At 36.5% G+C, this 26,742-nt stretch carries 18 protein-coding genes and 2 tRNA genes; 6 read left to right on the forward strand and 14 right to left on the reverse strand.

Annotated features, from left to right (window positions below):
• Window positions 1–3: 3 nt before the first annotated feature.
• Genes BW964_RS21215 through BW964_RS21225 form a run of 3 tightly spaced genes read right to left on the reverse strand, consistent with a single transcriptional unit; the run spans window position 4 to window position 7,702 of the window.
• A complete protein-coding gene (locus BW964_RS21215; RefSeq protein WP_084176087.1) occupies window positions 4–6,708 on the reverse strand; it encodes an RHS repeat-associated core domain-containing protein in 6,705 nt (2,234 codons plus the stop codon).
• 10 nt (window positions 6,709–6,718) lie between these two features.
• On the reverse strand, window positions 6,719–7,192 hold the full coding sequence (locus BW964_RS21220) for a hypothetical protein (RefSeq protein WP_076510432.1): 474 nt from the start codon (window positions 7,190–7,192) through the stop codon (window positions 6,719–6,721).
• A 9-nt stretch (window positions 7,193–7,201) separates the two neighbouring features.
• Window positions 7,202–7,702 (reverse strand): hypothetical protein, encoded by a 501-nt coding sequence (locus tag BW964_RS21225; protein WP_123912013.1) that lies wholly within the window; start codon window positions 7,700–7,702, stop codon window positions 7,202–7,204.
• Between the two features lie 22 nt (window positions 7,703–7,724).
• Here BW964_RS21225 and BW964_RS22860 point away from each other — a divergent pair, with 22 nt between their 5' ends.
• The gene (locus tag BW964_RS22860; protein ID WP_262484554.1) at window positions 7,725–7,850 is read left to right on the forward strand and encodes a hypothetical protein; all 126 of its coding nucleotides are present in this window, start codon (window positions 7,725–7,727) and stop codon (window positions 7,848–7,850) included.
• 552 nt (window positions 7,851–8,402) lie between these two features.
• On the opposite strand, the gene BW964_RS21230 is transcribed toward BW964_RS22860, so the two are convergent.
• The 6 genes from BW964_RS21230 to BW964_RS21255 all read right to left on the reverse strand — a co-directional run bounded on the left by BW964_RS21230 (window position 8,403) and on the right by BW964_RS21255 (window position 13,339).
• A complete protein-coding gene (locus BW964_RS21230) occupies window positions 8,403–8,867 on the reverse strand; it encodes a hypothetical protein (protein WP_076510436.1) in 465 nt (154 codons plus the stop codon).
• A 325-nt stretch (window positions 8,868–9,192) separates the two neighbouring features.
• Window positions 9,193–9,265, reverse strand: a tRNA-Phe gene (locus tag BW964_RS21235).
• A gap of 75 nt (window positions 9,266–9,340) precedes the next feature.
• Window positions 9,341–9,511, reverse strand: a complete 171-nt coding sequence (locus tag BW964_RS22640) for a hypothetical protein (protein WP_165789207.1) — start codon at window positions 9,509–9,511, stop codon at window positions 9,341–9,343.
• Window positions 9,512–10,055: 544 nt separating this feature from the next.
• Window positions 10,056–10,128: transfer RNA gene (locus tag BW964_RS21245), tRNA-Phe, on the reverse strand.
• 108 nt (window positions 10,129–10,236) lie between these two features.
• On the reverse strand, window positions 10,237–12,078 hold the full coding sequence (locus BW964_RS21250) for a lysophospholipid acyltransferase family protein (RefSeq protein WP_073333145.1): 1,842 nt from the start codon (window positions 12,076–12,078) through the stop codon (window positions 10,237–10,239).
• 22 nt (window positions 12,079–12,100) lie between these two features.
• A complete protein-coding gene (locus tag BW964_RS21255; protein ID WP_076510440.1) occupies window positions 12,101–13,339 on the reverse strand; it encodes an aspartate kinase in 1,239 nt (412 codons plus the stop codon).
• 325 nt (window positions 13,340–13,664) lie between these two features.
• Between BW964_RS21255 and fbp the strand changes: the two genes are divergently transcribed.
• Window positions 13,665–14,681: a class 1 fructose-bisphosphatase gene (gene fbp, locus BW964_RS21260; protein ID WP_076510442.1), complete on the forward strand. Its 1,017-nt coding sequence runs from the start codon at window positions 13,665–13,667 to the stop codon at window positions 14,679–14,681.
• Window positions 14,681–15,685 carry an o-succinylbenzoate synthase gene (locus BW964_RS21265; RefSeq protein ID WP_076510444.1) on the forward strand — a complete coding sequence of 335 codons (1,005 nt, stop codon included), beginning with the start codon at window positions 14,681–14,683 and terminating at the stop codon, window positions 15,683–15,685. Before fbp ends, BW964_RS21265 begins: the two co-directional genes overlap by 1 nt.
• Window positions 15,686–15,700: 15 nt before the next feature.
• Here the strand turns inward: BW964_RS21265 and BW964_RS22425 are convergent, their stop codons facing one another.
• Together BW964_RS22425 and BW964_RS21270 are read right to left on the reverse strand one after the other, a co-directional pair.
• Window positions 15,701–15,880 carry a hypothetical protein gene (locus BW964_RS22425; RefSeq protein WP_104669480.1) on the reverse strand — a complete coding sequence of 60 codons (180 nt, stop codon included), beginning with the start codon at window positions 15,878–15,880 and terminating at the stop codon, window positions 15,701–15,703.
• Window positions 15,881–16,333: 453 nt separating this feature from the next.
• On the reverse strand, window positions 16,334–17,464 hold the full coding sequence (locus BW964_RS21270; protein WP_076510446.1) for an alpha/beta hydrolase: 1,131 nt from the start codon (window positions 17,462–17,464) through the stop codon (window positions 16,334–16,336).
• A 157-nt stretch (window positions 17,465–17,621) separates the two neighbouring features.
• Between BW964_RS21270 and BW964_RS21275 the strand changes: the two genes are divergently transcribed.
• A complete protein-coding gene (locus tag BW964_RS21275; RefSeq protein WP_076510448.1) occupies window positions 17,622–19,295 on the forward strand; it encodes a glutamine--tRNA ligase/YqeY domain fusion protein in 1,674 nt (557 codons plus the stop codon).
• 489 nt (window positions 19,296–19,784) lie between these two features.
• Here the strand turns inward: BW964_RS21275 and BW964_RS21280 are convergent, their stop codons facing one another.
• A complete protein-coding gene (locus tag BW964_RS21280) occupies window positions 19,785–21,725 on the reverse strand; it encodes an oleate hydratase (RefSeq protein WP_076510450.1) in 1,941 nt (646 codons plus the stop codon).
• Window positions 21,726–21,816: 91 nt separating this feature from the next.
• The gene (locus BW964_RS21285) at window positions 21,817–22,692 is read right to left on the reverse strand and encodes a helix-turn-helix domain-containing protein (protein WP_076510452.1); all 876 of its coding nucleotides are present in this window, start codon (window positions 22,690–22,692) and stop codon (window positions 21,817–21,819) included.
• A gap of 315 nt (window positions 22,693–23,007) precedes the next feature.
• On the opposite strand from BW964_RS21285, the gene BW964_RS21290 reads away from it, so the two are divergent.
• Window positions 23,008–24,177, forward strand: a complete 1,170-nt coding sequence (locus BW964_RS21290) for an MFS transporter (RefSeq protein WP_076510454.1) — start codon at window positions 23,008–23,010, stop codon at window positions 24,175–24,177.
• Between the two features lie 678 nt (window positions 24,178–24,855).
• Here the strand turns inward: BW964_RS21290 and BW964_RS21295 are convergent.
• The gene (locus BW964_RS21295) at window positions 24,856–25,830 is read right to left on the reverse strand and encodes a YpdA family putative bacillithiol disulfide reductase (protein ID WP_076510455.1); all 975 of its coding nucleotides are present in this window, start codon (window positions 25,828–25,830) and stop codon (window positions 24,856–24,858) included.
• A gap of 118 nt (window positions 25,831–25,948) precedes the next feature.
• On the opposite strand from BW964_RS21295, the gene BW964_RS21300 reads away from it, so the two are divergent.
• Window positions 25,949–26,593, forward strand: a complete 645-nt coding sequence (locus tag BW964_RS21300) for a hypothetical protein (RefSeq protein ID WP_076510457.1) — start codon at window positions 25,949–25,951, stop codon at window positions 26,591–26,593.
• The last annotated feature ends 149 nt before the right edge of the window (window positions 26,594–26,742 follow it).

The following is a 26,742-nucleotide window of genomic DNA, read 5'->3' on the forward strand; positions in this document are numbered from 1 at the left end:
TTATTATTTTATGAGTAAAAAAGAGGGTACATATCCCATTTTAACTTTATTATTATAACCTTCCGCTTCCATAGTTCCAGTCCATTTGTATTGTTCAAAATACGCCCTATATTCCATAATGTGGGTAATATTTGGCAACTGCCAAAACGTATTATAAAATCCTGAAACATAATCGATAGAATGTCTCATTTCATGTATAAATGTAGAGGCAAGTCTATAATTGTTTTTTGAAAGAAGGCCCGGTGCTAAAATTACTTCTCCTTTAGAATTTGTAATTCCCCAAGCACTACCTCCTGTGCTAAGTTTTAAAGTTCCTCTTGTAGTGACTGACAACTTAGAGACGTCTCCTTTTTCCCATTGGGCAATACTTTTTCCATCTGCAAATTCTACCCATTGGGCACTTTGATCCCAATATTCTTTAAAGATAGTTTTATATGTATCTAAAACTGCCTGTGTAGGTTTTGCAGATGGATCGACTCCATTATCCTTTAGAAATTTGGTGAGTTTTTCTTTATATTCAATAGAGGTAGAAACTTTATGCATTGCATGATTAAACAAAGCTATAATTCCCCCAATTTTCACACCATCCCAGAAATTACCTCCTGTAAGGGCAGAACCTACACCACCGGAAAGCATTCCCAATGCAACTTGTTCTGCACCGCTGTATGCATTTCCAACGGATTGTACATATCCAAACGATACAGCACTTGCTAAAAATGCGCTGGCAGCAGCAGTAAAAAAGTTACCTCCCTGCATAAAGCTGAGTGTTCCCTGTACTCCTGCATGGACGAGACTTTTTAAAGCCTCATTTCCTATACTTGCAGCAGCATTAGTAAAAACATCCCCTATAACAGTTGTTATTCCCGCACTTATCAGACTCATTACAATGGTAGAGTATAAGTTTAGGATATTAAACTTAGATCCCGTAATCAAAATAGTAGCTGTGTAAGATACAACAGCAAAAACAAGTGCTTTCACAATAGGGATCGCTAAAAACTGCCAAAATTCTCCACTCGGATCATTAAACATCAATGGATTATTCAATACATACCCATACTTATTGTAGTTTTGGGTATTGTAAGGATCCTGAATATTTTCATCGGCATTTAATAATCTTCTTAATAACGGATCGTATAACCTTCCGTTCATGTGGATGATCCCAACTTCTGCAAAATACTCATGGCTTGTATATCCTCGATCTACTAATAACGAAGCGTTATCAATACTACTTTTATCAGTTATAATTGCTCCGTTTCCTATCTGCAAGTGTGTAAAATTACCCCATGCATCAAAATGTCTTTGTTCTAGTTTGTTTCCTGCTTCATCGCTGATGGCTAAGATACTTCCTATATAATCTTTATGTAAAAATTTGTAAGAACCGTTAGTCTCCGTAAAGTTCTTTAAATATACAATATTTGCTTCATAAGGATTTCCACCAATATAGATAATATGCTTTTCCTTTCCTGTGGCGTTGTCTTTGATGACTTCATAGCTCCCATCTTCACTATAAAACTTGGTGAATTTCCCTTCGCCATCAATACTGAAGTTACCTCCGTAAGTTACTCGCTGTCTCATGCTTGTCAAGCCGTATTGGAAGGCTACATCACCTTTTTCACCGTCAATAAATACAGGATCGTTGTTTTCATTATAGGCAACGCTTTGGATCAGGTCATTGTTATAATTTTGTGTTCCAGCGGCATTCAGGGTCATTCCTGTTGGTTGGTAGATCTTGGCAGAATTCTCATACTTCATGGTTCCCACCTGATCGTTTTCTATGATCCTTCCTTTTATGTCATAAACGTTTCTGTTTACAGATGGTTTAATGCCTGTTATCGGATTTGTCCAGTTTACTAAACGGTTATTATCGTCGTAATCAAAAGATTCTACAATATTGAAATCTCCTCCCGTTGTTCTACTATTCAATTCATTTTTTATGGCGTTAAATGAATAGGAAAGTTGTAGAATAGATGGTTTTACGTCAGAAGAATGGTTTAGAGTGGTTAAAAAGCCATTGGTATCATAAACATTATTAACATTTGCAGCTCCCATTTTTGCTTTTAACACCTGACCTTTAGCATTGATTTCTTTCAGCTCCCACAGGCTCTTGTCTGTTACTTTATCTTTTATCTGATAAAGCTCTCCATTCCATCCACTGTAGATATTTTCTATTTGAACTTTAGTTAAAACACCGGAAGAATAGAGTTGCTTTTCGTAAGAAATTACCCTTGCTTTATCATCATAAGTAATACCTTTCTGAATAAAGTATTTCCCGTTGCTGCTTTCTGAGGATGACAATACCCTTCCCTGTGAATCATACGATACATTTGAACTGTACGCTTTTCCTTTGGATGTTCCACTTTTTGAAATTACCCTTCCTTTATTATCATAAGTAAAAGAAATTGTTTTGTTGGTAGCCTGTCCTCCGTCTGTGGTTGAAATCTCATTTTGAGTTATCAGCTGCCCCAGGTTATTATAAGTATATTCTTTGGTTCCTTTTGGACTGATGATCTTTTTTGGTTGCCCGAATCCGTCATATTCATATTTGTACAATCCGTTGGAAGGATCATTAAATTCTGATTTCCTTCCCCAAGAATCGTATTTTGTGGTAATAATATTCTCAGTATATTGTGCTTTAATTTGTTCTCCGGCTGCATTATATGAGAACGTAATGGTTCCTCCTTTATCTGTTGAAGAAATTACATTGCCTAAGGCATCAGTAGTCTTGGAAGTGGTTCTTCCATAGCCGTTAAGCTCTTTGGCTGTTGTTATCAAGCCTGAAACGGTAGTCTCCATCTGCTTACCATTGAACCCAGTAGCAGTTGCCTTGGTGATAGGAAATACGGTATCGTCATATGCAATGGTATTCCATTGACTTGCACTTTGACCATCAAAATAAGGTTCAGATTCTTTGATTTTTCTTCCTAAAACATCATACTGAACTTCTTTAGAGATAAATTGCCCCTGTCCGAATGCTTTGGTAGAGGTTTTATAATCTTGACCTAATCTGTCGGTGTATTTTTTTGAAATATCTCCATCCGGATCGTATTGGGTTACGATAATATTTGATTGAGTATCTCTCTCGTACTGATATGTGACTGTTCCTCCCAAATTGGTTTTGGAAGTAAGAAGTTTACCCCATGCATCATAGGTATTTGTAAGGATGTTTCCTAACGGGTCGGTTTGCTTTTTGATCTGTCCCCAGTCATTATATTCAATATTAGTTTCTAATCCTAAATTATCTGTCTTTTTCTCTACAAACCTCCCTTTAGACTCGTATATACTTGTTTCTGTCTGAGTTTTAGAATCTACGCTATTGCTGATTGCTTTTCCTGTGATATTACCGAAACCATCGTAATTGTACGTTTCTAGTAAATAGCCGGTATTATCCCTGTTCCATGTTTTTAAGGTTTTAAGGAGATTGTTTTCATAGGTAAACTCTTCTTTTGCCGATTTGGTATTTCCATAAGCCTGTACTGCATCCGTTTTAGATTGAGGACGACCTACAAAGTAATTTGCTCCAATCCCTGAGAAATTATGAATATACTCAAAATTAGAAATTGTTATTGCATAGCCATTATTAACATTTGATACACTTTGCTTTGGAAGATAATAATCCCCATAAGTGATAGAAGTGTTTGTTAATGTACCATTAAGAAAATCCTTTGTTTTAGTACTTGTGGGAATAGTAGCTGTTACAACTTTTGATTTATCAGTATCGGCAATTATTCCTGTTACGATTTGTCCATTTAAAAACTTATCGGTTTGGTAGGTTGTAGCTTTAGAGCTTAGCAGCTGAGTATTATTCTCAGAAATATCAGAAGGAAATATTTTAGATTCGTCGTTGGTCGAGATATTCCATTCTTTTACCGGAACCCCGCTAAAAAGGGGATCTATCTCTGCTCCTGACCAAATTTTGGTATTTTCAAACCCATCAGCATACCATGAGGAGCGGGCAGACTGATGATAACCCATCATTCCCTTTCCCTGCATATGTCCTGTCATTCCCCTGTATCGGAAATCCTGCTTTCTTCCTTCCTGTCTCAGCTGAGATACCGCATAGGACTGGTCTACTCTGTTTAAAGAAAAGTAAGGGTAATATTCTTTTTTAACTTTCTTATAAAAATTAGGATTAACAGGATTATTCGGAATTACCTCTAAATAATCTGCTGATGTGGTTATACCTCCCTGAATAATAGATTGTACTTGTGATAACTTTCCAACCGAAGAGGGTGATTTAAGCTTGTGCATTCTTTCTTTCCAGAATAAAAATACATCATAATAATTATTATTTACTTTAACCTGTGAAGTGATCGGGGAAAATAACTTAAAATTGCCAACATCAAAGGTTACATAATTATATCCTCCATAAGTATAACTGGTAAAGAAATCAGGACTGCCATTTGTTGTAACTCCGTTAGCAGTATAAGCATCAATAGTATAACCAAAGTATCGATTAAGTATAAGTCCGCTTCCATTTACTTGCCCCGCTTTGTTAAAAGGGAGAATGTGTACAATATCCGATTTCCCGTCTTTATTGATGTCTGACACCGAATACACATGCTGGTATATATTAAAAGTAGGGTAACTACTGTTTTGATAGTCATTAGGTTTTCTATACTTCAAAAAGTTTGTTTTTAAGAAATTAGAAAAACCTTTTTCAGTTCCTATATAAAATCTCCAATTATCTTTTTCCTGTGTATCTGTAGTTGGGACGGTAAAGTCAAGGTTTCCATCACCGTTAAAGTCTCCGAATAATACTGGAGATTCCGGTGCTTTTGTTTCAGCTAAATTACTTGTGAATCTGATTTTTTTAAGATACTGATTAGTAGTCGTTTTTACAAATTCAAATACAGTATAAGCTGTATTGGAAACATCAATAATATCTACTTTTCCATCACCATCAATATCTAAATATTGCTGTTTATAGTAGGAACTTTCATTGATTCCCGAATCAACAATATAAGTAGATAAAGGATTCTTTGCATTTTTTAAGTCTACAATAAAATTCCCAATAATATCGGTACTGCAATCAAGTACAGTACATGGGGCGGGGCGGTTGACAGTACCATTTGAACTGATATTATTGCAGTTAGGATCCGGAACCCATTGGCACAGTTGCTGTTTCAAAGTCAAAAATACATCTGAAATACCATCTCCATTGATGTCACCCTCATTTAAAGATGGCTGTAGCATATGACAGCCTGCAGGTGGAGGATCATTACCCGTCAAACAGGTAGATTCATCATATACCAATTTCTCAAATACTTTTACAAATGTATTATTCCTAAAAATATAACCTACTACTTTACCTCCTTCATATTGAACAATCCCGTTTCCATTATGGATTTGCCCTTCTTCATCTAGCAGAGTGTTGATAACTTTAGCCTCAGCATTAAAGGTTTTGCCTGTGGAAATATCGGTATAGGTGTCATTTAATCCTCCAAGCTTAACAGTACCATTGTTCATTACGAAATCCAAATAGGAATCACCATTAAAGTCTCCTGACAATTTTACATTTTCAAAACTCTCAACATTATTATTTGAAAACTCTAAATTTGGCTGTGTTGGAACAGGATAGGTAAAAGCTACCGGATTAGCAGCGTTATTATCAGCATTGTATTCCGTTATTTTATCAACTACCTGATAATTCGTCCCGTTTTGCAGATAATCAATTGAATATCTTTTAAATTGGCTTCCGTTGGAGCCTACTTTAATTTCAGACAAAAGTTGAGTTTGTAAAAAACGAGCTCCTCCTACATAAGAATCTTCGGCTAAGCTTCTGTTAATATAAGTAAAATCTATTTTGTTAAAATGAGGTTTACCCTGCGTTTCATTCCCTCCCCATTGAATGCTTGAAATCGTAGCGATATTTGAGAGACCTATCTGTAAATAATTATAAGTGATATAATTCCCTTTACTATCTTTCCATTTTACAATATTGTATTCGATAGGAGTTCTGGCATTACTAAGCCCTGAAGTAGTTGCCCCATACCAAGCCTGTGAACCATCCTCAAAAGTTACTTCCCAGTATTCAGGACCTTTCCATATTTGTCCGGTGATTGATCCAATAGACTTTATCTTGATATTAGAGTATTTCTCTGTTACATATTCTGCTCCGTCCTTACCATATTCTCCTGATTTTAGAATCAGCCTTTGCCCGTTAAAGCTATAATAATCCGATTCATCTAAATGTGCACCTGTAGCTTCTCCATCTTTTTCTACGGTTCTTCCCGCTCTTGATACAGCTGTTAGCCCGGATAAATTCCAGCCATAGCCGGAAATTCCATTGGACGAACCACTGGTATACACCAAATTAATCTGAGGAGCTACAGATTTAATTCCCGGTGGCAAAGCAACAGGTAAGATAAATTGTAACTGACCTGCTCCATTCACTTCTATATTTCCTTTGGTATCATGGAAGCTTTTTCCTACTGGAGCTGTTGTTCCTGATGGATTACTTGTTCCTGCACCTGAATCTATTGGTCCTCCTCCCGGATTTTCCGTAGCAGGACCAATCTTAGCCACAAAAGGATTTGAAGAGCTTGAAGAAGCATGAAATCCTTGTGCAAGAACCACAGATTGAGGGTCTTGCACTGTTCGTGTCGTACTTTCTGCTTGGTATAGGATGGTCTGTGAAAAGCCCAGTACCGAACACAAGGACAATATAAATGATGAAAATAATTTTATTTTCTTATCGTAAAACTTCATGATTGTGTTTTTATCTTTTGGTAATGTTTTTACTGAAAATTCTGCCGTCTTTTAAAGTAAATCTCAACACATATACACCCCAATCATAGCCTGTCATATTAATTTTCAGCTGTTTATTCAGATTAGGCATATTTTGTTGCTGGAATTTCCAGTGAACCGTGCTGTGCTGGTAAAGCCCAATGGACTCTATAAGTCCGTCTACTTCCTCAGTCCAGTCTATCGTAAGAAAATCATTGACAGGAACAGGGTATAATCTTATCTGCTTCCAAAAGGCTGCTTCATCAATCATTGTTTGAGGCTGAGATTGAGCTAAAGGTGCCACTTTAGATTCTGTTTTTGCAGGTTCCTCCGAGGTTTTTCCATTAACATTGGTTCCTCTGTATCTTTGATTCCCGGCTTCATCATATTTAAAATAAACTTCTGTTTGGGAAAAACCTAAAAAGCCTATAAACAATGAGAATATAGAAAGTAATTTTGTTTTCATTAGTTGGTGTTATTTTTTAACATCTAAAAGCTGTTGAACCTGTTGCTTCAATTCCTGTATCTGTCTATTTTGTTCAATGGAATACAGTGTTAACTCTTCTATTTTTTCAAGAAGTTTAACATCCATTTCTCCAAGATTAATACCGTTTTTAGCGACTTCGTCAGCTGATGGGATATTGGGTAAATGTCCTTTTTCAGAAATGTGTTTCTCTACTTCTTCTAAAGTAGTAAGCTTATAATCTTTTTTGAAAACATAATCAGCCCAGCCATTAGCCGCAGGATTTTCTACCTTAACCTGTTCTGCCTTAATTCCCTTTTTTACATAAAAAATAAAATTAGAATCATTGTCATATTGATCTGTTCCTACTGTTACTTTTCCGGTATTAAATACTACAAGGTTACTTTTATGAACACCATCAGTAAATTTTATTTTTGTAATACCTGAAAAGTTTGGAGTGCTTACATCAGCATTAGAATCCGCTACATTATTATTCGGCATAAAAAATTCCATATTTCTGCTTCCCAGATTTCTTATGACAACATCTGACGGGACTGCCCAGGGAGAACCACAGCCATTGCAAAGTAAACTGAACAGCTCTAATCTTCCTCTGGAGGTACCGGTTGCGGTGACATTTCATATCACCATACCATTAGCATAAGGACCGGCAAAGATTCTCAATTTTTCTCTATTATTGGTTTTGAAAACAAGTTCCTTATCATCAATTGTCCCAATAAAGTTATCCGTTGGAGTTGTTCAAGAATTTCCGGTAAGATTCCATGTCTTCGAAAATGTAAGAGTAGACAGCAGGATACCTGCAATCAGTAATATTTTTTTCATAAAAGTATTTTTATTAATGTTTTTTGCAAATCTAATACATTTTTAACATGTATTAAAATATTATTAAAAGAATGTAATGTAATGATTATCATTGTTTAATTGTTTTAGAACAAAGGTATAGTCGCATAACGACAAAACTCGACGTGTTATAATTGTTCTCATACTAGCTTTTTCCATGCAGATAGTAATTGGAATAGCTTGTATAAAGCTGTATCATCTTTTTCTTAAATTCTGTTTTCTTTTTAATAGTGAGATACAATAACATTATTGGATATGGATTGGTTGAATAGGCAAAAGAATTATCAAAGAATAATTGAATATCCTCTTCCTGTAAAATATCTCCAAGAATTGTATATACCTCTTGTTTGAAATCTCATTTTGTTTTTAATTTGTTTCCCAACTTTTTTTCAAAATCTCGAGCATCTTCAACAGCAAAATACAGCGGTAGTCTAAAATCAATCGGTTTCTCTATGAATCCATCAGGAAGTTTGAAAGTGGTAAAATCGCCATATTTCCGTTTATGATTCTTTGCTAATTTTTTTAAGGATCCTCTCATCCCTTCAACCTCTTTAATAAAGTTATCAGCATTTTCTTCTATGAACCTTATCTGAAAGTCTTCATAACCATTAAAAGATCGAGATTTTAAAAGAGAGTTAATTTTCTGTTTTGAATAATAGACTGAACCGTATTCACAGATAAAATACTGTTCTAACAGTGAATATTTCTGTAATTCTCTTTCAAAAGTATCTATTTCTAAAAGATAATCTTTCAGAACATTTTCTAAAAAATTAAAAACTTTGGCTACTGATTCCAAAGATAATTCTGTTAATTCTATCATTTCTACTCATAAAAAAGACTTTCGAAAGAACTAAGATAAAAATATTTGGTGGAATTGGAGGGAATATTGGAGATTGACGAAAATGGAAATTTTCTCAATCTCTTTAGGCAAAGGCAACACAGATATAAAATAGGAGAATAACTTCTGTAATTTTGAAATCACAAAGTCATTTTATTTTTTATTTTCAGAAGTAAACAGATTCAAACAAAGTCAATACAGAAGGGAGTTTCCGAGAAAGCTTGAGCATATATTTGAGTAGTCGTGATTTGTAAAATAAAAAAACCCCTTAAAAAAGGGGCTTGGGAGATTTTACTCTCATTTGAAGTGGTTTCTCCAGGAATCGAACCAGGGACACATGGATTTTCAATCCATTGCTCTACCAACTGAGCTAAGAAACCAATTGTTTCGTTTGTTTAACGTGGGGCAAAAGTATAATATTTTCTGATACCTCGCAAGTTTTTTTGTTACTTATTTTAATAATCTACCTTCGTTAGGGTGGTTTTGTCTTTCAATAGTTTGGTCATCAGTTGTTTGGATTTGGTTAAAATTTTCTTGACATTTTTATTTTCTGGATTCTGCTTGAGTGATTTTTTATAATTGTCTAGTGCTTCCTTCTTTTGATCCGCTGTTAAGCGTTTCGCCATAGCTGTCATAAGTGTTCCATGCGCTGGGGTAGAGCTGAGTATTTAACTTAACTATTTTCAAAGCATCATTGATCACCAGCCTGTAGCCAAAACTATGGATCTCATTTTCACTTGTACTGTAAGAAGAGAGTGTAAGCTTGGATCTATTGTTAGGGTCTTTTCAAAGCTTTTTACGGCCGTTCCTGAAAAAATAGTGTTACACCCGTGCTGAAAAACAATTATAGAGTTAAAATGATCCTTTATTGTTTTTTGAATTAGTGGGTATTTAAATTTATAAAAATAGTTTAAAGAACAAAGAACAAAGAACAAAGAACAAAGAATAAAGAATAAAGAATAAAGAATGAAAAATTTCAAGAAGGAGATACAGATGAAACTGTTTTGAAGGCAAAAATTTTATGGGCGGCTCTGTAATTCATAGAATTTAATTTCAATCGGTCATTTTTCCCAAAAGCTTTTGTGGTAAAGGCAAAAATAGTTTTCACTCAGAAAAAAGGTGAGTTTCATAAGCACAAAAAAACCTCTAAATAAATTAGAGGTTTTAAAGTGGTTTCTCCAGGAATCGAACCAGGGACACATGGATTTTCAATCCATTGCTCTACCAACTGAGCTAAGAAACCATTATATTTTTGTTTGACTTACTTCGTTGTTTTAAAGTGATGCAAAAGTAGTAAGTTTTCTTATATGAAGCAAGTATTAACCGTACTTTTTTTCAATAAAAATAAAACTTACTGATTTTCAGCTGAATTATTTTCCTGTTCTTTTCTTATATGATCGCTCATCTCTTCTAATACAGGCTTTATCGTACTTTCGGGAAGATCGCTGATTCGGATATACATCAATCCATCGATGGCATCATTGAAGTTCGGGTCTACATTGAAAGCAATCACTTTGGCATTTTGCTTAATATATTTTTTAATCAGAACAGGCAGTCTTAATTCCGGCTCAAGATCATCAATAATCTTATCCAGTTTATTCAGATCGGACTCCATTTCTTCAAAAAAGATATTCTTATCTCTGTCACGCAGTTTTACTTTATATTCATTTTTAGGAGTGATATATTGTGCTACAGCTGAATCAAAATAATTAGAACGCATGAATTCAATCATCAGAGATTTGGAAAATTCCGAAAATTTATTGGAAATACTTACGCCGCCCATCAGAAACTTATGATCAGAATTCCTTAAGCATACATGCACGATCCCTCTCCATAAAAGAAAAAGCGGAAGTGGTTTCTGCTGATATTCCTCACTGATGTAAGCACGGCCCATTTCAATCACTTTCTTAAAGAATGGGTGAATGTCCTGTTCGAATTCAAATAAGGAGCTGGTATAAAATCCTTTAATGCCGTATTTCTTCATGACGTCCTTTCCTAAAGCCATTCTGTAGGCCCCTGCAAGTTTCTCTGCACTATTGTCCCAAAGGAAAAGATGATGATAATGCTTATCATATTCGTCAAGATCGAACGGAAGATTACTTCCTTCACCTACGGCACGAAATGTGAGTTCTCTCTGGCGTCCGATTTCTCTCATTACAGAAGGGATTTCCTCATAAGTAGTGAAGTAGATCTCGTAATTTCCGTTACTGAACAGCATTTTGTCCGTACCTCTCAGCCTGTTGATGTCTTTAAGGATATCCTCCTTTGGAGTCTCATCAATGATATTCTGAACGATATTTTCTTCTCTTAATAAAGGAAATTTTACCGTTAAATTTTTAAGATTAATGCTTTGTGCAAGTGATTTTCTCTTCTCATAATACGATTTCATCATATACACCTTACGCTTCAGGAATTCACCAAGTTCTTCAATGGTTTCCATCTCGTCCATAGCCTTTAACGTAATAGGCTTTCCTATTCTGATTCTGATCGGTTTTTCCCTGTCGTTCATCATTTCGGCAGGAAGCATGAGCGTTTGTAAACTTGGGTGAAGTTTAGCAACCTGGTAAAAAATACGGCTGTTTTTAGCGTGGAAATATAAAGGGACTACCGGTACTTTAGCCATTCTGATCAGCTTAAGCGCTGGTTTTTCCCATTCTTTATCCAGAATTTCACCGTAAGGATTATTTTTATTCGATACCTCACCAGCAGGAAAAATACCTACACAACCTCCGTTTTGAAGGTGTTTCAATGTTTCACGCATTCCGGAAGTACTGCTGTGGGCTTCTTTTCTGTTTTCGAAAGGATTGACAGAAATCACATACGGTTCCATAGGTTTGATCTTTTCCAAAAGGAAATTACCCATTACTTTAAAATCCGGACGTACTTCTGAAAGAATCTTACACATTAAAATTCCGTCAATAGCACCCAGTGGATGATTTGAAACCAAAATAAAAGGTCCTGTTTTGGGAATTTTTGCAAGATCTTCTTCAAAAGCGATATAACTTAAGTTTCTTTCTCTTACAAATGAGTCGAAAAAGTCTTTGCCTTCCTTGTCTTTTAGTTTATCGTATAATCTATTAACTTCATTTATTTTGGCAATGCTCATCACGGCAGATGCTACCGGGTTCTTGAGGAACCCGATTTTGCTTAAGCCGGAAGCTGTGATAAGATCGTTTTTCGAAATTAAACTCATATGTGTTTAGTCGCAGTTAAAATTATTGTGTTACCATTTGAACCGTATTTTTGGAAATCTGTTCCAATAATACATTTTTTTCCTGGTAAAATTTATCAATATGATCCATCTTCGCATTTCTTACTGTGAATAAAGATACATTTTTAACCGCTTTGGTTTTAAATATTTTTTGAAGTTCATCATTAAGCTCATCCACCTGATTGAATTTATCTTCCAGACATAAAGCCAGTGAGATGGCAGAATTCTGCATCAGAGATACTTTGATCTTGTATTTAGAAAGATATCCGAATATAAGACTCATATGATCTTCTGCAATGAAAGAGAAATCTCTGGTAGAGATCTGTAAAAGAACCTGGTTTTCTTTTAAAATATAAGATTCCTCATGTTGGTTTTTATCTGAAGCTCCCACCTTAGTTCCTTCTTTGGTAGGATCCACAAAAGATTTTACATAAAATGGAATCGCCTTCTGCTGAAGCGGCTGTAGTGTTTTCGGGTGAATGACACTTGCTCCATAATAAGCCAGTTCGATTGCCTCTTCGTAAGAAATATTCGAAAGAAGAGTGACATCGCTGAACTTTCTCGGGTCTCCGGTCATTACTCCCGGAACATCTTTCCAGATGGTCATGGCATCAGCATTCAGACAATAGGCAAAAATAGCAGCAGAGTAGTCGGAACCTTCTCTTCCTAATGTTACTGTGAAATTATTGTCATCAGAACCTATGAAACCTTGGGTGACATAGCAGATTTCTGTATTTAAAGAAGAAATAAACTCCTCTGTTTTGGTCCAGTCTACGTTACCTTCTCGGTAAGAATTATCAGTTTTAATATAATCTCTGGCATCTAACCATTGATTTGGAAACTGAATTTCGTTCAGGTATTCGCTTAAGATTTTCGTAGAAATCATTTCTCCACAACTTACTACCTGATCATACACAAAACTGTAATTCGGCGATTTGTTTCTTCTTAAAAAAGAATCGATATCATCGAAAAATACATTAATCTCTGCAAAAACCGCATGGTTTTCAGGAAAAAGACCTTCCGCAATCTCAATGTGTTTTCGTTTTATCTTTTCAATCTCAGTTTGATAGTTATCCTTCTTGAAATAAAGTTCTACAACCTTTTCCAATTCATTCGTCGTCTTACCCATTGCTGAAATAACCAGCAAACACTTGGTAAATCCCTGGCTTTGCAAAACCATAGACACATTTTTTACACTCTCGGCATCTTTTACAGATGCTCCACCAAACTTGAAAATTTTCATTAATTTGTTTAAAATAAAATTGTTAGATTAAAAATTACATGAGTTTTTTACGGAGGTCAAAATTATAAATTTACAACGAGATATGAAAGAGTCTGGCGGCAGGAAGGAATTAAGATTTCATTAAAATTGAGACTTGACGAATATTATCAGAATTTCATTGATTTATTGTCATCAAATGGGGATTAATAATGGCGTGGTATTTTTAAGTGTACAGCTTGGGTATCGTTGTATTGTTTTGGAATACAGGGATTAAGGTCTTTTATAATAAAAGCTTTCTTTCTCCGATAAATTTTCCGAAATTTGGGGAAAACGTAAAAAGAAAAATATGTCAAATCAACCATTACAGACTTTAGGAGAATTTCTTATAGATAAGCAGGACGATTTTCAGTATTCTACGGGTGAATTTTCTCGTCTTCTAAGTGCAATAAGATTGGCTTCGAAAGTGGTAAACAGAGAAGTAAATAAAGCCGGAATTGTAGATATAACGGGAGCTGCCGGCAACCAGAATATTCAAGGGGAAGAACAGCAGAAACTGGATGTGATTGCCAATGATATTTTTATTACGGCTTTGTCTCAGAGAGAGGTTGTTTGTGGTATTGCTTCTGAGGAAAATGATGATTTTATTGATATTAAATGCGGTGAAAATGGACATCTCAGCAAATATGTCGTACTCATTGACCCGTTAGACGGTTCTTCCAATATTGATGTGAACGTGTCTGTAGGAACTATTTTCTCTATTTACAGAAGAGTTACAGAGCCAGGAACTCCGGTTCAGTTAGAGGATTTCCTTCAAAAGGGGATCAATCAGATTGCAGCAGGGTATGTGATCTACGGTTCTTCTACTATGATTGTCTATACAACCGGAAATGGGGTGAACGGATTTACTTTGGATCCTTCTTTGGGAACCTATTATCTTTCTCATCCTAATATGACGTTTCCTGCAATGGGAAAAATTTATTCCATCAACGAAGGAAACTATATCAAATTTCCTCAAGGAGTAAAAAACTATCTTAAATATTGCCAGATGGAAGAGGGAGACCGTCCTTATACTTCAAGATACATTGGTTCTTTAGTAGCCGATTTCCACCGAAATATGCTGAAAGGAGGAATTTATATTTATCCGTCCTATTCACAAGCTCCTAATGGAAAATTGAGACTGTTGTATGAATGTAATCCTATGGCATTTCTTGCTGAGCAGGCTGGAGGAAAAGCTACAGACGGATTCAGAAGAATTCTTGAAGTAGAACCTACTGAGCTTCATCAAAGAATTCCGTTTTTCTGCGGAAGTATCCAGATGGTAGAAAAAGCAGAGGAATTTATGCGGATCGACAGTGTAAAATAATGAAAGCAAAATATTCTAGATATTTATTAGAATTCAAACGCCCGAGCGGAACGTCTCGCGGCGTTTTGCATGAAAAGGAGACCTTTATTCTCGAAATTGAAAATGACGGAAAAAAAGGAATAGGAGAGTGTGCCCTGTTCAGAGGATTAAGTTTTGATGACAGACCGGATTATGAAGAAAAGATGCAATGGCTGTGTGAAAATATTGACCGGGATCCGCTTTATTTAAAAGAAGAACTGAAAGAATTTCCATCTATATGGTTTGGATATGAACAGGCCGTTTTGAATTTGAAGCATGGGGACCATCTGTATTTTCCAAGTGAATTTACAGAAGGAAAATCAGCTATCAGGATCAATGGTCTGATCTGGATGGGAGAGATTAGCTATATGGAAGAGCAGATCCGGGAGAAACTTGAAAAAGGGTTTCACTGTATCAAACTGAAAATCGGAGTTGATTGGAAATCTGAGCATGCCATCCTTCAAAAATTAAGAGAAAAATTTTCAAAAGATCAATTGGAACTTCGGGTTGATGCTAATGGTGGTTTTAGCAGAGGAGAAGCGGAAATTGTTTTACAGCAGCTTGCTGATCTTCATATCCACTCTATTGAACAGCCCATAAAAGCCGGTCATTGGGAAGATATGGCCTCATTGTGTGCTAAAACTCCTACTCCGATTGCTTTAGATGAAGAACTCATTGGGATTACGGATCGTGTTGAGAAGCGAAAACTTTTAGAAACAATTAAGCCTCAGTATATTATTCTAAAACCGGCATTGGTTGGTGGGTTTGCAGGTTCAGACGAATGGATTGCTTTTGCAGAAGAATTGAATATGGATTGGTGGATTACTTCAGCTCTTGAAAGTAATATCGGTCTGAATGCCATTGCGCAATATACCTTCACAAAAAAAAATCCGATGCCACAAGGATTGGGCACCGGATCTCTATTTGTAAATAATTTTGAATCAGATCTGGAACTCAAAAATGAGTTGTTATGGTTCAAAATATAACAGAAGAATAGCTGTTTAAGCAAATGGAGGAGGAGCATCTTCGCAGGTTGGATTGCTTGAGTGCTCAGAATCCCATGATCTACAGCATCTTTTTCTAGGATCCCAACTATTACAGCCAATTGGGACTATTCCCCCTTTGATGGTTTTTAATTCTCCTTTTTGGAGTTTTCTCATGTTGTCAGTTAGATTTTTCATAATAAAGATTTTAATGTATTTGATAGGTAAATATCAATCTCTTTTTTTTATTATGCAAAAATTTAACTTAAATTAACTAAATTCACTCACTTGTGATTTGAAGTCCATGTGATAATATTGGTGTTGGAGACGGAATAGATGAATAATAAATAATGTAGTCTTCCATAGAAATTACAATGGAAGATAGAGGGTGTTCTAAGGTAGAGTAATGTAGTATTAGGGTCGGATAAGCTTTTAGTTTTAAAAGGTTGTTTTATCAATTTAAATCACATCTTTTACAAAAATGGCTTTCTTAATATAATTTAATAAGTAAGAAAATCTGTTTTTAATTCTTTTCATAATAAAAAAAATGTATTTCTCTGTTTAATGAAAATTTGCAATCTCCATGCCAACTTAAACATTGGTTTAAAGTTTAACATATGATTCATCTCATGACGGTATTTTACTATAGTGTTAAGAAATAATTGTGAAAATATTTTCGTTATCCTTTGATCTGCCTGTTATTAAGTTTCTGTCTACTCCATATAAATTTTGGTAGATATCATTTTGTACCATGGAACTGGACAGGTATCCCCAGTGATTTCCCACTTCATATTTAAAACTGTTGAGGACATCATCTTTTACGAAAGTACAGTCGATCACAGAAACAATATCTTTAAATTGATCAAGGTCACTGGGACCATTTTTACCTAACCGCGGGGTAAGGATATTTTTGGTAAATTGAGAAATTCCTAAAATAGTGTCTTTTCTGTTTAGATAGATAGAAACACGGTTCGCCAGCAGGGGAAGCTTATTGAAAGAGTCCTCCGAATCCTCGAAAACCTTATAGGTCACATCCGCATTTAAGAGAAGTACCTGATCGATCACGCGCAATATATTCTCCTTTTTAAGGCTGTACAACATACTTTGCAGTACTCTGTTTCCCATAGAGTGGGCCATGAGGTGTATTCTCTGATTACAGGGAGCCAGATCACGGTTTGAAAAAATATCTTTCAAAAACTGGGTGTAAAAATAAAAAAGCCTCATCAGTGATGATCCTGAATTGATGCTCGATGCCTTATCATCGAAATACGTAAGCGGAACAATGCTGCTGGAAGCGGGCCAGCTGACAAATAAAATATGTTCTACAGGTGAAGCCGGATTGTCGATAAACAGTTTTTTAAGATCAATGATGGCTTTTAGTTCATCATCAAAGTCGTAAGCATAGCCATGAATAAAGATCAGAACGTCGCTCCGGTCTTTGGTGGAAGCCATATTCTTGTAGAGTTCATAGAACATTCTCTGGGTTCCACCCAGATTGTTGGCGGTGAGCGTAGATTTTTTAATTCCTTTTTCGTTCTGAAGAACTTCCAGAACTTCCTGATACCCTTGTTTTTCAGGTTCGGAGAATAATTTGTAGCTTAAAATGTTTCGGTTGGTATACTCTTTCTTCTTTTTGGCTGCTGCTGTGGGCTCTTTGTAGGTATCAAAATCGCATTTTGCAATCCTGAAATTGGGAATAGAGTATTCATCATTAGAAAATGAATCTTCTTTTTCGCCCTTATGGCGGACGATTTTACGATTGCTTAGGATATAAACAGCCATACTCAGTAATTTTTGTAAACGGTTTTTAGTTTTCTCTAAATTAATAAAAAATATTGAATTATCATCAGTTTAGCTTTTAAATTATCATTTCCGTAAGCCCCAAATTTTCCGTAACTTTGTCAAACTTTTTTTGCATACAATAAAAGCTAATTTAATAATGGAAGAAGAAAAAAAATCACTCAATTTTATTGAGCAAATTATTGAAGATGATATCGCAAACGGCCTGAAAAAAGAACAGATCCGTTTCCGTTTTCCGCCTGAACCCAATGGATATCTGCATATCGGCCATACAAAAGCGATCTGCATCAACTTTGGTCTGGGCGAAAAATACAATGCTCCCGTGAACCTTCGTTTTGACGATACGAACCCTGAAAAAGAAGAACAGGAATTTGTAGATTCTATCAAGAAAGATGTTGAATGGTTAGGTTTCAAATGGGATAAAGAGCTGTATGCATCTGACTACTTCCAGCAACTTTACGAATGGGCTGTACAGATGATCAAAGATGGAAAAGCTTATGTAGATGAGCAGCCGTCTGAAGTGATCACCGAGCAGAGAAAGAATCCTGCAGAACCGGGAGTTGAATCGCCGTACAGAAACCGTCCGGTAGAAGAATCTTTAGATCTGTTCGAAAGAATGAAAAACGGAGAATTCGAAGAAGGCGCAATGTCTCTTCGTGCTCAGATCGATATGGTGTCTCCCAATATGAATTTGCGTGACCCTGTGATGTACAGAATCCTGAAAAGACCTCACCACAGGACAGGTACCGCATGGAAAATATATCCTATGTACGACTGGGCTCATGGGGAATCGGATTATCTGGAGCAGGTGTCTCATTCATTATGTTCACTGGAATTTGAAAACCACAGACCACTTTATAACTGGTATCTGGAGCAGGTGTATGATGAATCTAAAATAGCGCCTAAACAAAGAGAGTTCGCAAGAATGAACGTATCTTATATGATCACCTCCAAAAGAAAGCTGCAAAGGCTGGTTGCCGAAAATGCAGTGACAGGTTGGGATGATCCGAGAATGCCGACTATTTCAGGAATGAGAAGAAAAGGTTTCACACCGGCTTCGATCAAAAATTTCATTGAAAAAGTAGGAGTAGCCAAAAGAGAAAACCTGATTGAGATCCAATTGCTTGATTTCTGCGTTCGTGAAGATCTGAACAAGGTTGCAAAACGTGTCATGGCAGTGGTAGATCCGGTAAAACTGATTATTGAAAATTACCCTGAAGGTAAGGAAGAGTGGCTTGAAACTGAAAATAATCCTGAACAGGAAAATGCAGGGACAAGAGAAGTTCCTTTCTCAAGAGAATTATATATCGAAAGAGAAGACTTTAAAGAAGAGGCTAATAATAAATTCTTCAGACTGAAATTAGGCGGAGAAGTTCGTTTAAAATCTGCGTATATCATCAAAGCTGAAAGAGTAGAGAAGGATGAAAACGGTGAGATCACTACGATCTATGCCAGCTATGATGAAAAGAGCAAGTCCGGAAGCGGAACGGAAGAAAGCTTAAGAAAAGTAAAAGGCACCCTTCACTGGGTATCTGCTACGCATGCTATTCCGGTAGATGTAAGAATTTATGACAAACTCTTCACTGTTGAGCAACCGGATGCAGAGAAAGATGTGGATTTCCTTAACTTTATCAATCCTGAATCAGTAACAACAATTAAAGGATTTGCTGAGCCGAGCTTAAAAGATGTAGCTGTTGGTGAGCCGTTACAGTTCCAGAGAATCGGGTACTTTACGAAAGATCAGGATTCTACGGACTCTCAATTGGTATTTAACCGTACAGTAACATTGAAGGATTCTTTTAAACCGGAGTAATCTTACAATGATCAATATAAAAGCAGGACCTGAAAAAGTCCTGCTTTTTTGTTTTAAATGTTTAAGACTGTTTGATCAAATTTTGGAGTGACCGGAATCAATTACAAAACTTGTGGACTCAACAAAAATAATTACTCTCGCAGATTTAGCTGATGGAACAGATTTTAATTCATGCTTTTTAAAACATTAAGATCAATGAAGAATGTAAGGTTAGTTAAGAAAAAATCAAATGATTTTTTAAGTTGTACTTCTTAAAGCGAATCTAAAACTTGATATTCTTAAAAACTTAACAGAAATCTTAATGGTTTAATTTTTTGCTCCCGCATCTGGTACGCATAAAAATAGATTAGAAAAGGTGAAAATCTGCATCATCTCCATCATCTGCGTGAAATTTTAAAACTATTTGCTTTCCTTTATTTTGGAATTGATCGGCAACTATCGAAAATTAATGTGAGATAGTAGAACCTCCCTCTTCCAACTTTTAGCCTTTTATCCTTTCACTCCTTTGATCCAGTCCTGAAACCGGCCAACCTGTTCCATAAAGAAAGATTCGTGTTCTTCTTTCTCTTCGGGGCGGTCTACCAATATATGTTCAAAGTAGCTTCCTTTCAGTACCTTTCTTAAAAGTCCTTCTCCAAGAAACGGTTTATAGTCGTTCAGAGCCTGGGTAGCTTTTAATAAATGTCGGACGTCATATTGCAGAGGATTGATGTCCGGAACCTGTTTGTTGAGGTTAAGCAGACTGTACACCGCAATTCTGGCTGTTCTCACAGAACTTTCCATGGTAAATACCACATCATTATTCGTTTCTACAAACTGGCCTACCAATCCCAGATTCTTACAGCCTTCAGGCACTACTCTTGGACGGTCACCCTGAGCTCTCGGCATAAACATAGAAGTGATATAGGGCATAAATGAAATTCGGATAATCGTGTTTTCAATGACATTATCCAATTGGTCAATGATCCCCAAATGATAGCAAAGTTCTGCCAGTATTTCATTTCCGGTACACTCAGGCATTGTTTTTTTGATGTAGTTTCCTTCTTTATCCATCAGGAGAGAATAGACCCATACAACGAGAATATCATCCGGCTGAGTGGGGAAGTGTGGCTGTCTGTTGCAGGTGAAACTCATGACCCAGTTAGAGTCCGTGATCGTGATGATCCCTCCGGTAGCCGTTCTTCCTGAGTAGGGATCATTAACACAGAGTTCTTTCAATTTCTCAGTAAAAGCAGAAGGTCGGCAGGTAAGCGTAGCAGATTCCCATGAAGATTTTTCGATGTTGCTACAGAATTTTTCCGGTTTTCCGAAGACCTCTGATTTGGCTGCCAGGTTTTTCCAGAGCATCCATCCCGGGCCTTGTCCTGCACTGCTGTTATCCAGTTTGATTTCGGGAGCGGTATTATTGTCGGCATAGAATGTACTCTCTGTCATAGATCCTGTGGTGACAATCACATAATCCTCTTTTCCAACAGGAATTTTAACTTCCTTACCATCCTGTTCGGTGATAATGCCTTCTACGGTTTTTCCTTCCGTATTGATATGGATATCCAGGTCTTTTACCAGCGTATTGAACTGTATTTGAACTCCTTTTTCAACAAGGAAATTTTTTAAAGGGGTGACGTAGGTATCGTACTGGTTGTATTTTGGGAAGACCAGACAAGAGAAGTCTTTCATTCCGTCGATAGCATGCAGGAATCTGTGCATATACAGTTTCAGTTCAAGTAAGCTGTGCCAGTTTTCAAAAGCAAACATAGAACGCCAGAAGAACCAGAAGTTACTGTTAAGGAAAGATTCTGCGAAATAATCTTCAATCGTAAGATCATCAAGTTCCTCTTTTTTCTTTAATAACAATTTCACGATTGCCAGCTGATCCTTTTTCTCAAGTCCGAATTTACTGAAATCCTGGATCTCTCCCTGATTGTGAATCAGTCTTGCTTTGGAATAGTTAGGGTCGTTGTCATTGATCAGACGGTATTCATCCAGTACACTGTATGGAGCAGGAAGTTCAAGGGCCGGAATGTCCTGGAACATGTCCCAGAGATTTTCGTAGGTCATATCCATTTCTCTTCCTCCACGGATGATGTAACCATCTTTTGCATTTCCGGCACCGTCAAGAGAGCCTCCTTCTACATTAAGCTGATCAAGGAAAATAATATTTTTTCCCGGAACATGGCCGTCGCGGATGAAATAGTAGGCCGCAGACATTCCGGCAATTCCGCTTCCCACAATATAGATTTTACTGTTTTCATAAGATTTTTGAGGAATTCCTTTATTACGCTGATAGTTTCCGATTTGATCTGAAAAAGGCATGGTCTTGTCAGGAGTGTTAATCTGAACTTCCTTACTGGAATCCGGTTCGTGGTTTACATTTCCGAATTGCTCAGAAGCATTTAAAACTTTGTCGAATTTTGAATTGATCGTACTCATTTTTTATTGTTTTAATTAACAATATAAAGGTACCTCTATTCAGAATGTAGGGTATATCCCTAATGTCAGAATTACTGTCCCCAAATTCTGATCATTGAATATTTTCTCTTTTTCGGTATTCTGAGGGCGAGATGGAAGTCTGTTTTTTGAAAAAACGCCCAAAAGCGGAAGCCGAATTAAACTGCAGTTCAAAAGCGATCTCCGAAATGGTAATATCAGGATTACCGAGCATCACATAAGCTTCCTTAAGAAGAGTTTCATCAATGACCTGATGCGGTGTTTTGCCACTTGCCTTTTTGATAACTTCAATGAGGTATTTGCTGGAAACGAAAAGCTGGTCAGCATAGAACTGGACGGTCCTGTGCTGTCTTACATTGTCACGGATCATTTTGCTGAATTTTAAGAAAATATCTTTTTTGCCTTCCTCTTTTTCAAAGACACTGTTATTCTCTGTTTCCATAATGTCAGCGGTTTCCAATAAAAGATTGAAAATAATGGTCCGGACAATTTCTTCTGTGAATTTCCCTTTTTTTCGGGATTTCTTCTTTAAATAGTCCAGCAGATTTTGCAGCAGTGCTGAGTTTTTTTTATCCGTTCGGACAATACTGTAAGATCCGCTGGAGAACAGGTTCATTTTTTCGATAATGAAAGGATTGGATATGTTTTTGATCAAAAAGTTCTTGTCAAAAAAAAGCAGTTTCATTTTGAAATCTTTGCTGGTTTCCAGAAACTTCACGATCGTAGACGGGGCGGCAACAAGGAAACAGTGAGCGTCAACATCATATTTTTGATTGTCAATTTCAATACTTATTTCTCCGGCGGTACAAATGCACAACGCATAATAATCCATCCTGAAGGGAGCCTCAGGAAAATCGAAAATAGGATTTCCGGAAGAGATATAGTAAGACTGCCGGCAGTCAATACTGTAAAACGATAGCGTATCATGTAAATTTTCGTAGGTTATCATTTTGCGTATTGACTTGATTAAAATTTCACTTTAAATTTTAGAATTTTAAGTTGAAAAATCCTGTTGTTACTGCAATTTACGAAAATTATAAAAGCTGATTGTAAGGTTGCAGCGGAATATTTGCTGATTTTATCCCAACCGGATCTATTCTTGCCTCTATTGAGGTCATTAATAAAAAAAGTACCTTTTAAAGGGCTTTCCGGACCAATTTACCTAAATTTGCACTTTACTAGGTTTTCTCCCCCAAAAAATAACAGTGTGAAATTAATTAGCGTATATACGAGTTCTTTTAAAGGACTCTCGGAAGAAAGTTGGATGTTGGCGCTGGTCATGCTCATCAATCGTGCAGGTTCTATGGTACTTCCTTTTTTGGGAGTGTACATGACGGGTCATCTCCATTTCAGCATAGAAAACTCAGGAATCATTCTGAGCTTTTTCGGAATAGGTTCTGTTTTAGGCTCATGGCTTGGAGGTTTGATTACGGATAAAATCGGAGAATACCGTGTGCAGAGTTTAAGTCTGCTGCTGAGTGTACCTCTGTTTTGTCTGATTCCGCTTTTTAAAACAGAAGTGGGGCTGGCTGCTATTATTCTGATTCAGAGCATTGTCAGCGAAACTTTCCGTCCCGCGAACTCTGTGGCGATCACTAAATATGCTAAACCAGAAAATATCACCAGAGCTTTCTCCCTCAACCGGATGGCTGTCAATCTTGGGTTTTCAATAGGCCCGGCGCTGGGAGGAATATTATCTGCCATTTCTTATGAATTTTTATTCTTCAGTAATGCCCTGGCCGCACTGCTGGCTGGTTTAATGTATATCCGATTCTTTGGAAAACGGAACAAAGAAGCTTCATTAAAACCGAAAAAAGCAAAAGAAGCCATTGCTATAAAAAAGGAAAACTCTCCATACCGAGACGGAAAATTCATGCTTTACAGTTTCTTTTGTATGCTGTTTGCCATTTGTTTTTTCCAGTTATTCAGCACGCTGACTATTTTTTATAAAGATACAGCGCATTTAAGCCAACAGAATATCGGGTATATCCTTGGTTATAGCGGTTTCCTCATTGTGCTGCTTGAGATGGGCTTTGTACAGATCGCTGAGAAATATTTCAGTATGGCCTTTACGCTGCTCATAGGAACTGTATTGTGCGGTATTTCCTATGCAATGCTCGCATTTGATTATTCCATCCTTACTCTTATTGTTTCCATGACGCTGCTGTGTATCGGTGAAATCTGGACTCTGCCGTTTATGTCTACCATAACCGCTTTACGTTCCGGTGAAAATAATAAAGGAGCTTACATGGGAATGAATGGAATATCTGTTGCCATTGCCTTTATTATTACGCCTTACGTGGGAACAATGACAGCAGATAAGTTAGGTTTCAATACACTATGGATAGCAACCGGTGTATTGGCGATAGGTATTGCACTTGGGTTCTATTTTGTAATCCCGTGGATGCTGAAGAAGAGAGTGGGAGAGTCTTAGGATTTGAGAGTTTTTGGATGGAAGATGGAAGTCTGAAGATGGAGGTTGTGAAGGGCTGTAGATAACTATACCTTATCTGATTGTTTTTTAGTCATATGATGTTTAACGAAGTATCGACCACCAATCAATTTTATCGGAGATAAAATCCTTGCGCCTTAACAACGTAATATATTCAAGTGTCTCGCGTCTTTGCGATTTCAATTTTTTTTTGGAACGCAAAGGTGCAAGGTTTTTAAGCTATGCGAATATGTAAGGCGCAAAAAAATCAAAGATTTTCAGCTAGGCTAACTGTAGATTTGAGCACTAGAGTCCTTTCGATTATCCAATTTTGTAAAGCTTAACAAGAATGTGTGAGGTCTGAAATCTTACATCTAAAACTTCACCTATCCATCCCCAATCAATTTTATCGGAGATAAAATCCTTGCGCCTTAACAACGTAATATATTTAAAGGTCTTTGCGTCTTTGCGATTTCAATTTTTTTTTGGAAACGCAAAGGCGCAAGGTTTTTAAGCTATGCGAATATATAAGGCGCAAGAAAATCAAAGATTTTCAGCTAGACTAACTAACTGTATAGATTTGAGTGGTACTATCCTTCGATTTACTAAATTGAGTAGTATAACTAAAATGTCTGAAATCTGACGTCTGAAATCTAAAACATAAAATCTTGGCTCTTGTCTCTAGGCTCTTTGTTCTTTCTTTACAACATTCCCCACAATCATCTCTGCATGAATCCTTGAGTTCTCAATAAACCAAAGATGGGTATCTTTTCCTCCGCAAACCACGCCTGCAAGATATAAATTCGGAACATTGGTTTCCATCGTTTCAGCATGGTACAGCGGATTCAGGCAGTCGCCCTGCAATTCTATTCCTGAGTTTCTCAGAAAATCAAAATCGGGAAGATAGCCGGTCAGTGCCAGTACAAAATCATTTTCAATTTCATTGATTTGTCCGTTTTCATCTTTAAAAATGACCGTATTTTCTGTGATCTCTACTATTTCAGAATTAAAATAAGCTTTGATGCTTCCTTCTGCGATCCTATTTTCGATATCAGGTTTTACCCAATATTTTACGTTTTTTGAGATTTCAGAGTGACGGACGATCATCGTTACATCAGCCCCTTTCCTGTAGGTTTCCAGTGCAGCATCCACTGCGGAATTACTTGACCCTACGACCACCATTTTCTGTTGGGCATAAGGGTAGGGTTCGGTGTAGTAATGTTTTACTTTCGGCAGATTTTCTCCCGGAATATCCATGAGATTGGGAATGTCATAAAAGCCTGTTGAAATAATGACATTCTTTGCTTTATAGACTGCCTTTGAGGTTTCGATATCAAAAATATTCCCGGTTTTGAAAACTTTCAGAACTCTTTCATAGAGACGAATATTTATTTCCTTTTGTCTTGCGATTCCCTGATAATACTCCAGGGCTTCTTGTCTACCGGGTTTGGGAGCCGGGGAAATAAAAGGAATACCCCCAATTTCCAGTTTTTCAGCGGTTGAGAAAAAACGCATATATAAAGGATAGTGGTATAAGGAATTGACGATAGTTCCCTTTTCTATGATCAGGTAAGTCAGATTGTTTTTCTGAGCTTCAAGCGCACAGTTAAGACCGATCGGTCCGCCTCCGATGATGAGGATGTCTAAAATTTCCATAGAACAAATTTACTTAAAACCGTAATATTAAGAGGGAAATTGGTGAAAGAACTTATCTATCAGGTGTATTGTATTGGCATTAGTTTTGGTATTTCTTATGCATTAAAAAATTGAAAAGATGAAAAACCTGATGATTCCGATAATTGCCTTAACCTTATTGACCGCTTGTAAGAAAAATCCTGAAAAACCTGTTCCTAATGTCATTGATTCTATGGCTCAGGCCAAGGAAAAAAATCTGGAGAATACTCAGCAGCAGAAAAAGACTGATGAAGCCGCTGTAAAGAAAGCAAATGATGAAATCCTGCAGGCTTTAAAGGGTAAAGATTATAAAACATTTGCCTCATTTATTCATCCGGAAAAAGGAATCAGCTTTTCAATGTATGGATTTGTGAACCCGAAAGAGGACATACATTTCTCGAAAGAAGACTTTGAGAAATTACAGCCTACAAAAACTTTATTTACCTGGGGTGCTCAAGATGGTTCCGGAGATCCTTACAAAGCGACCATCAATGATTATTTTACAAAATGGGTATTTTCGAAAGATTTTACAGTCTCACAATATTCATTAAACAAATTTCAGGGCGGTGGTAATTCACTTAATAATTTAAAGGAAATATACCCAGGTAAAGACTTTACCGAAAACTATATAAAAGGGACAGAAAAGAACGGAGAAATGGACTGGAAAACGATTCGTTTTGTCTTTGAAGAATTTCAGGGTAAACAATATCTGCTAGCTGTTGTTAATGACCAATGGACGATTTAATCTAATGCTAAAAGAATTAGAATTAAAGGCTGAAATTTATTGGCCTTTTATCCTTGTCAAGGTTCAAAACCTTGACATTCTATGTTAATTGCCAACTTTTAAAAGTTAAAATATTTATATTTTATTAATAATTGTGTTGATATTGTATT

Origin of the sequence: Chryseobacterium shigense (assembly GCF_900156575.1) — a bacterium.
Classification (GTDB): Bacteria; Bacteroidota; Bacteroidia; order Flavobacteriales; family Weeksellaceae; genus Chryseobacterium; species Chryseobacterium shigense.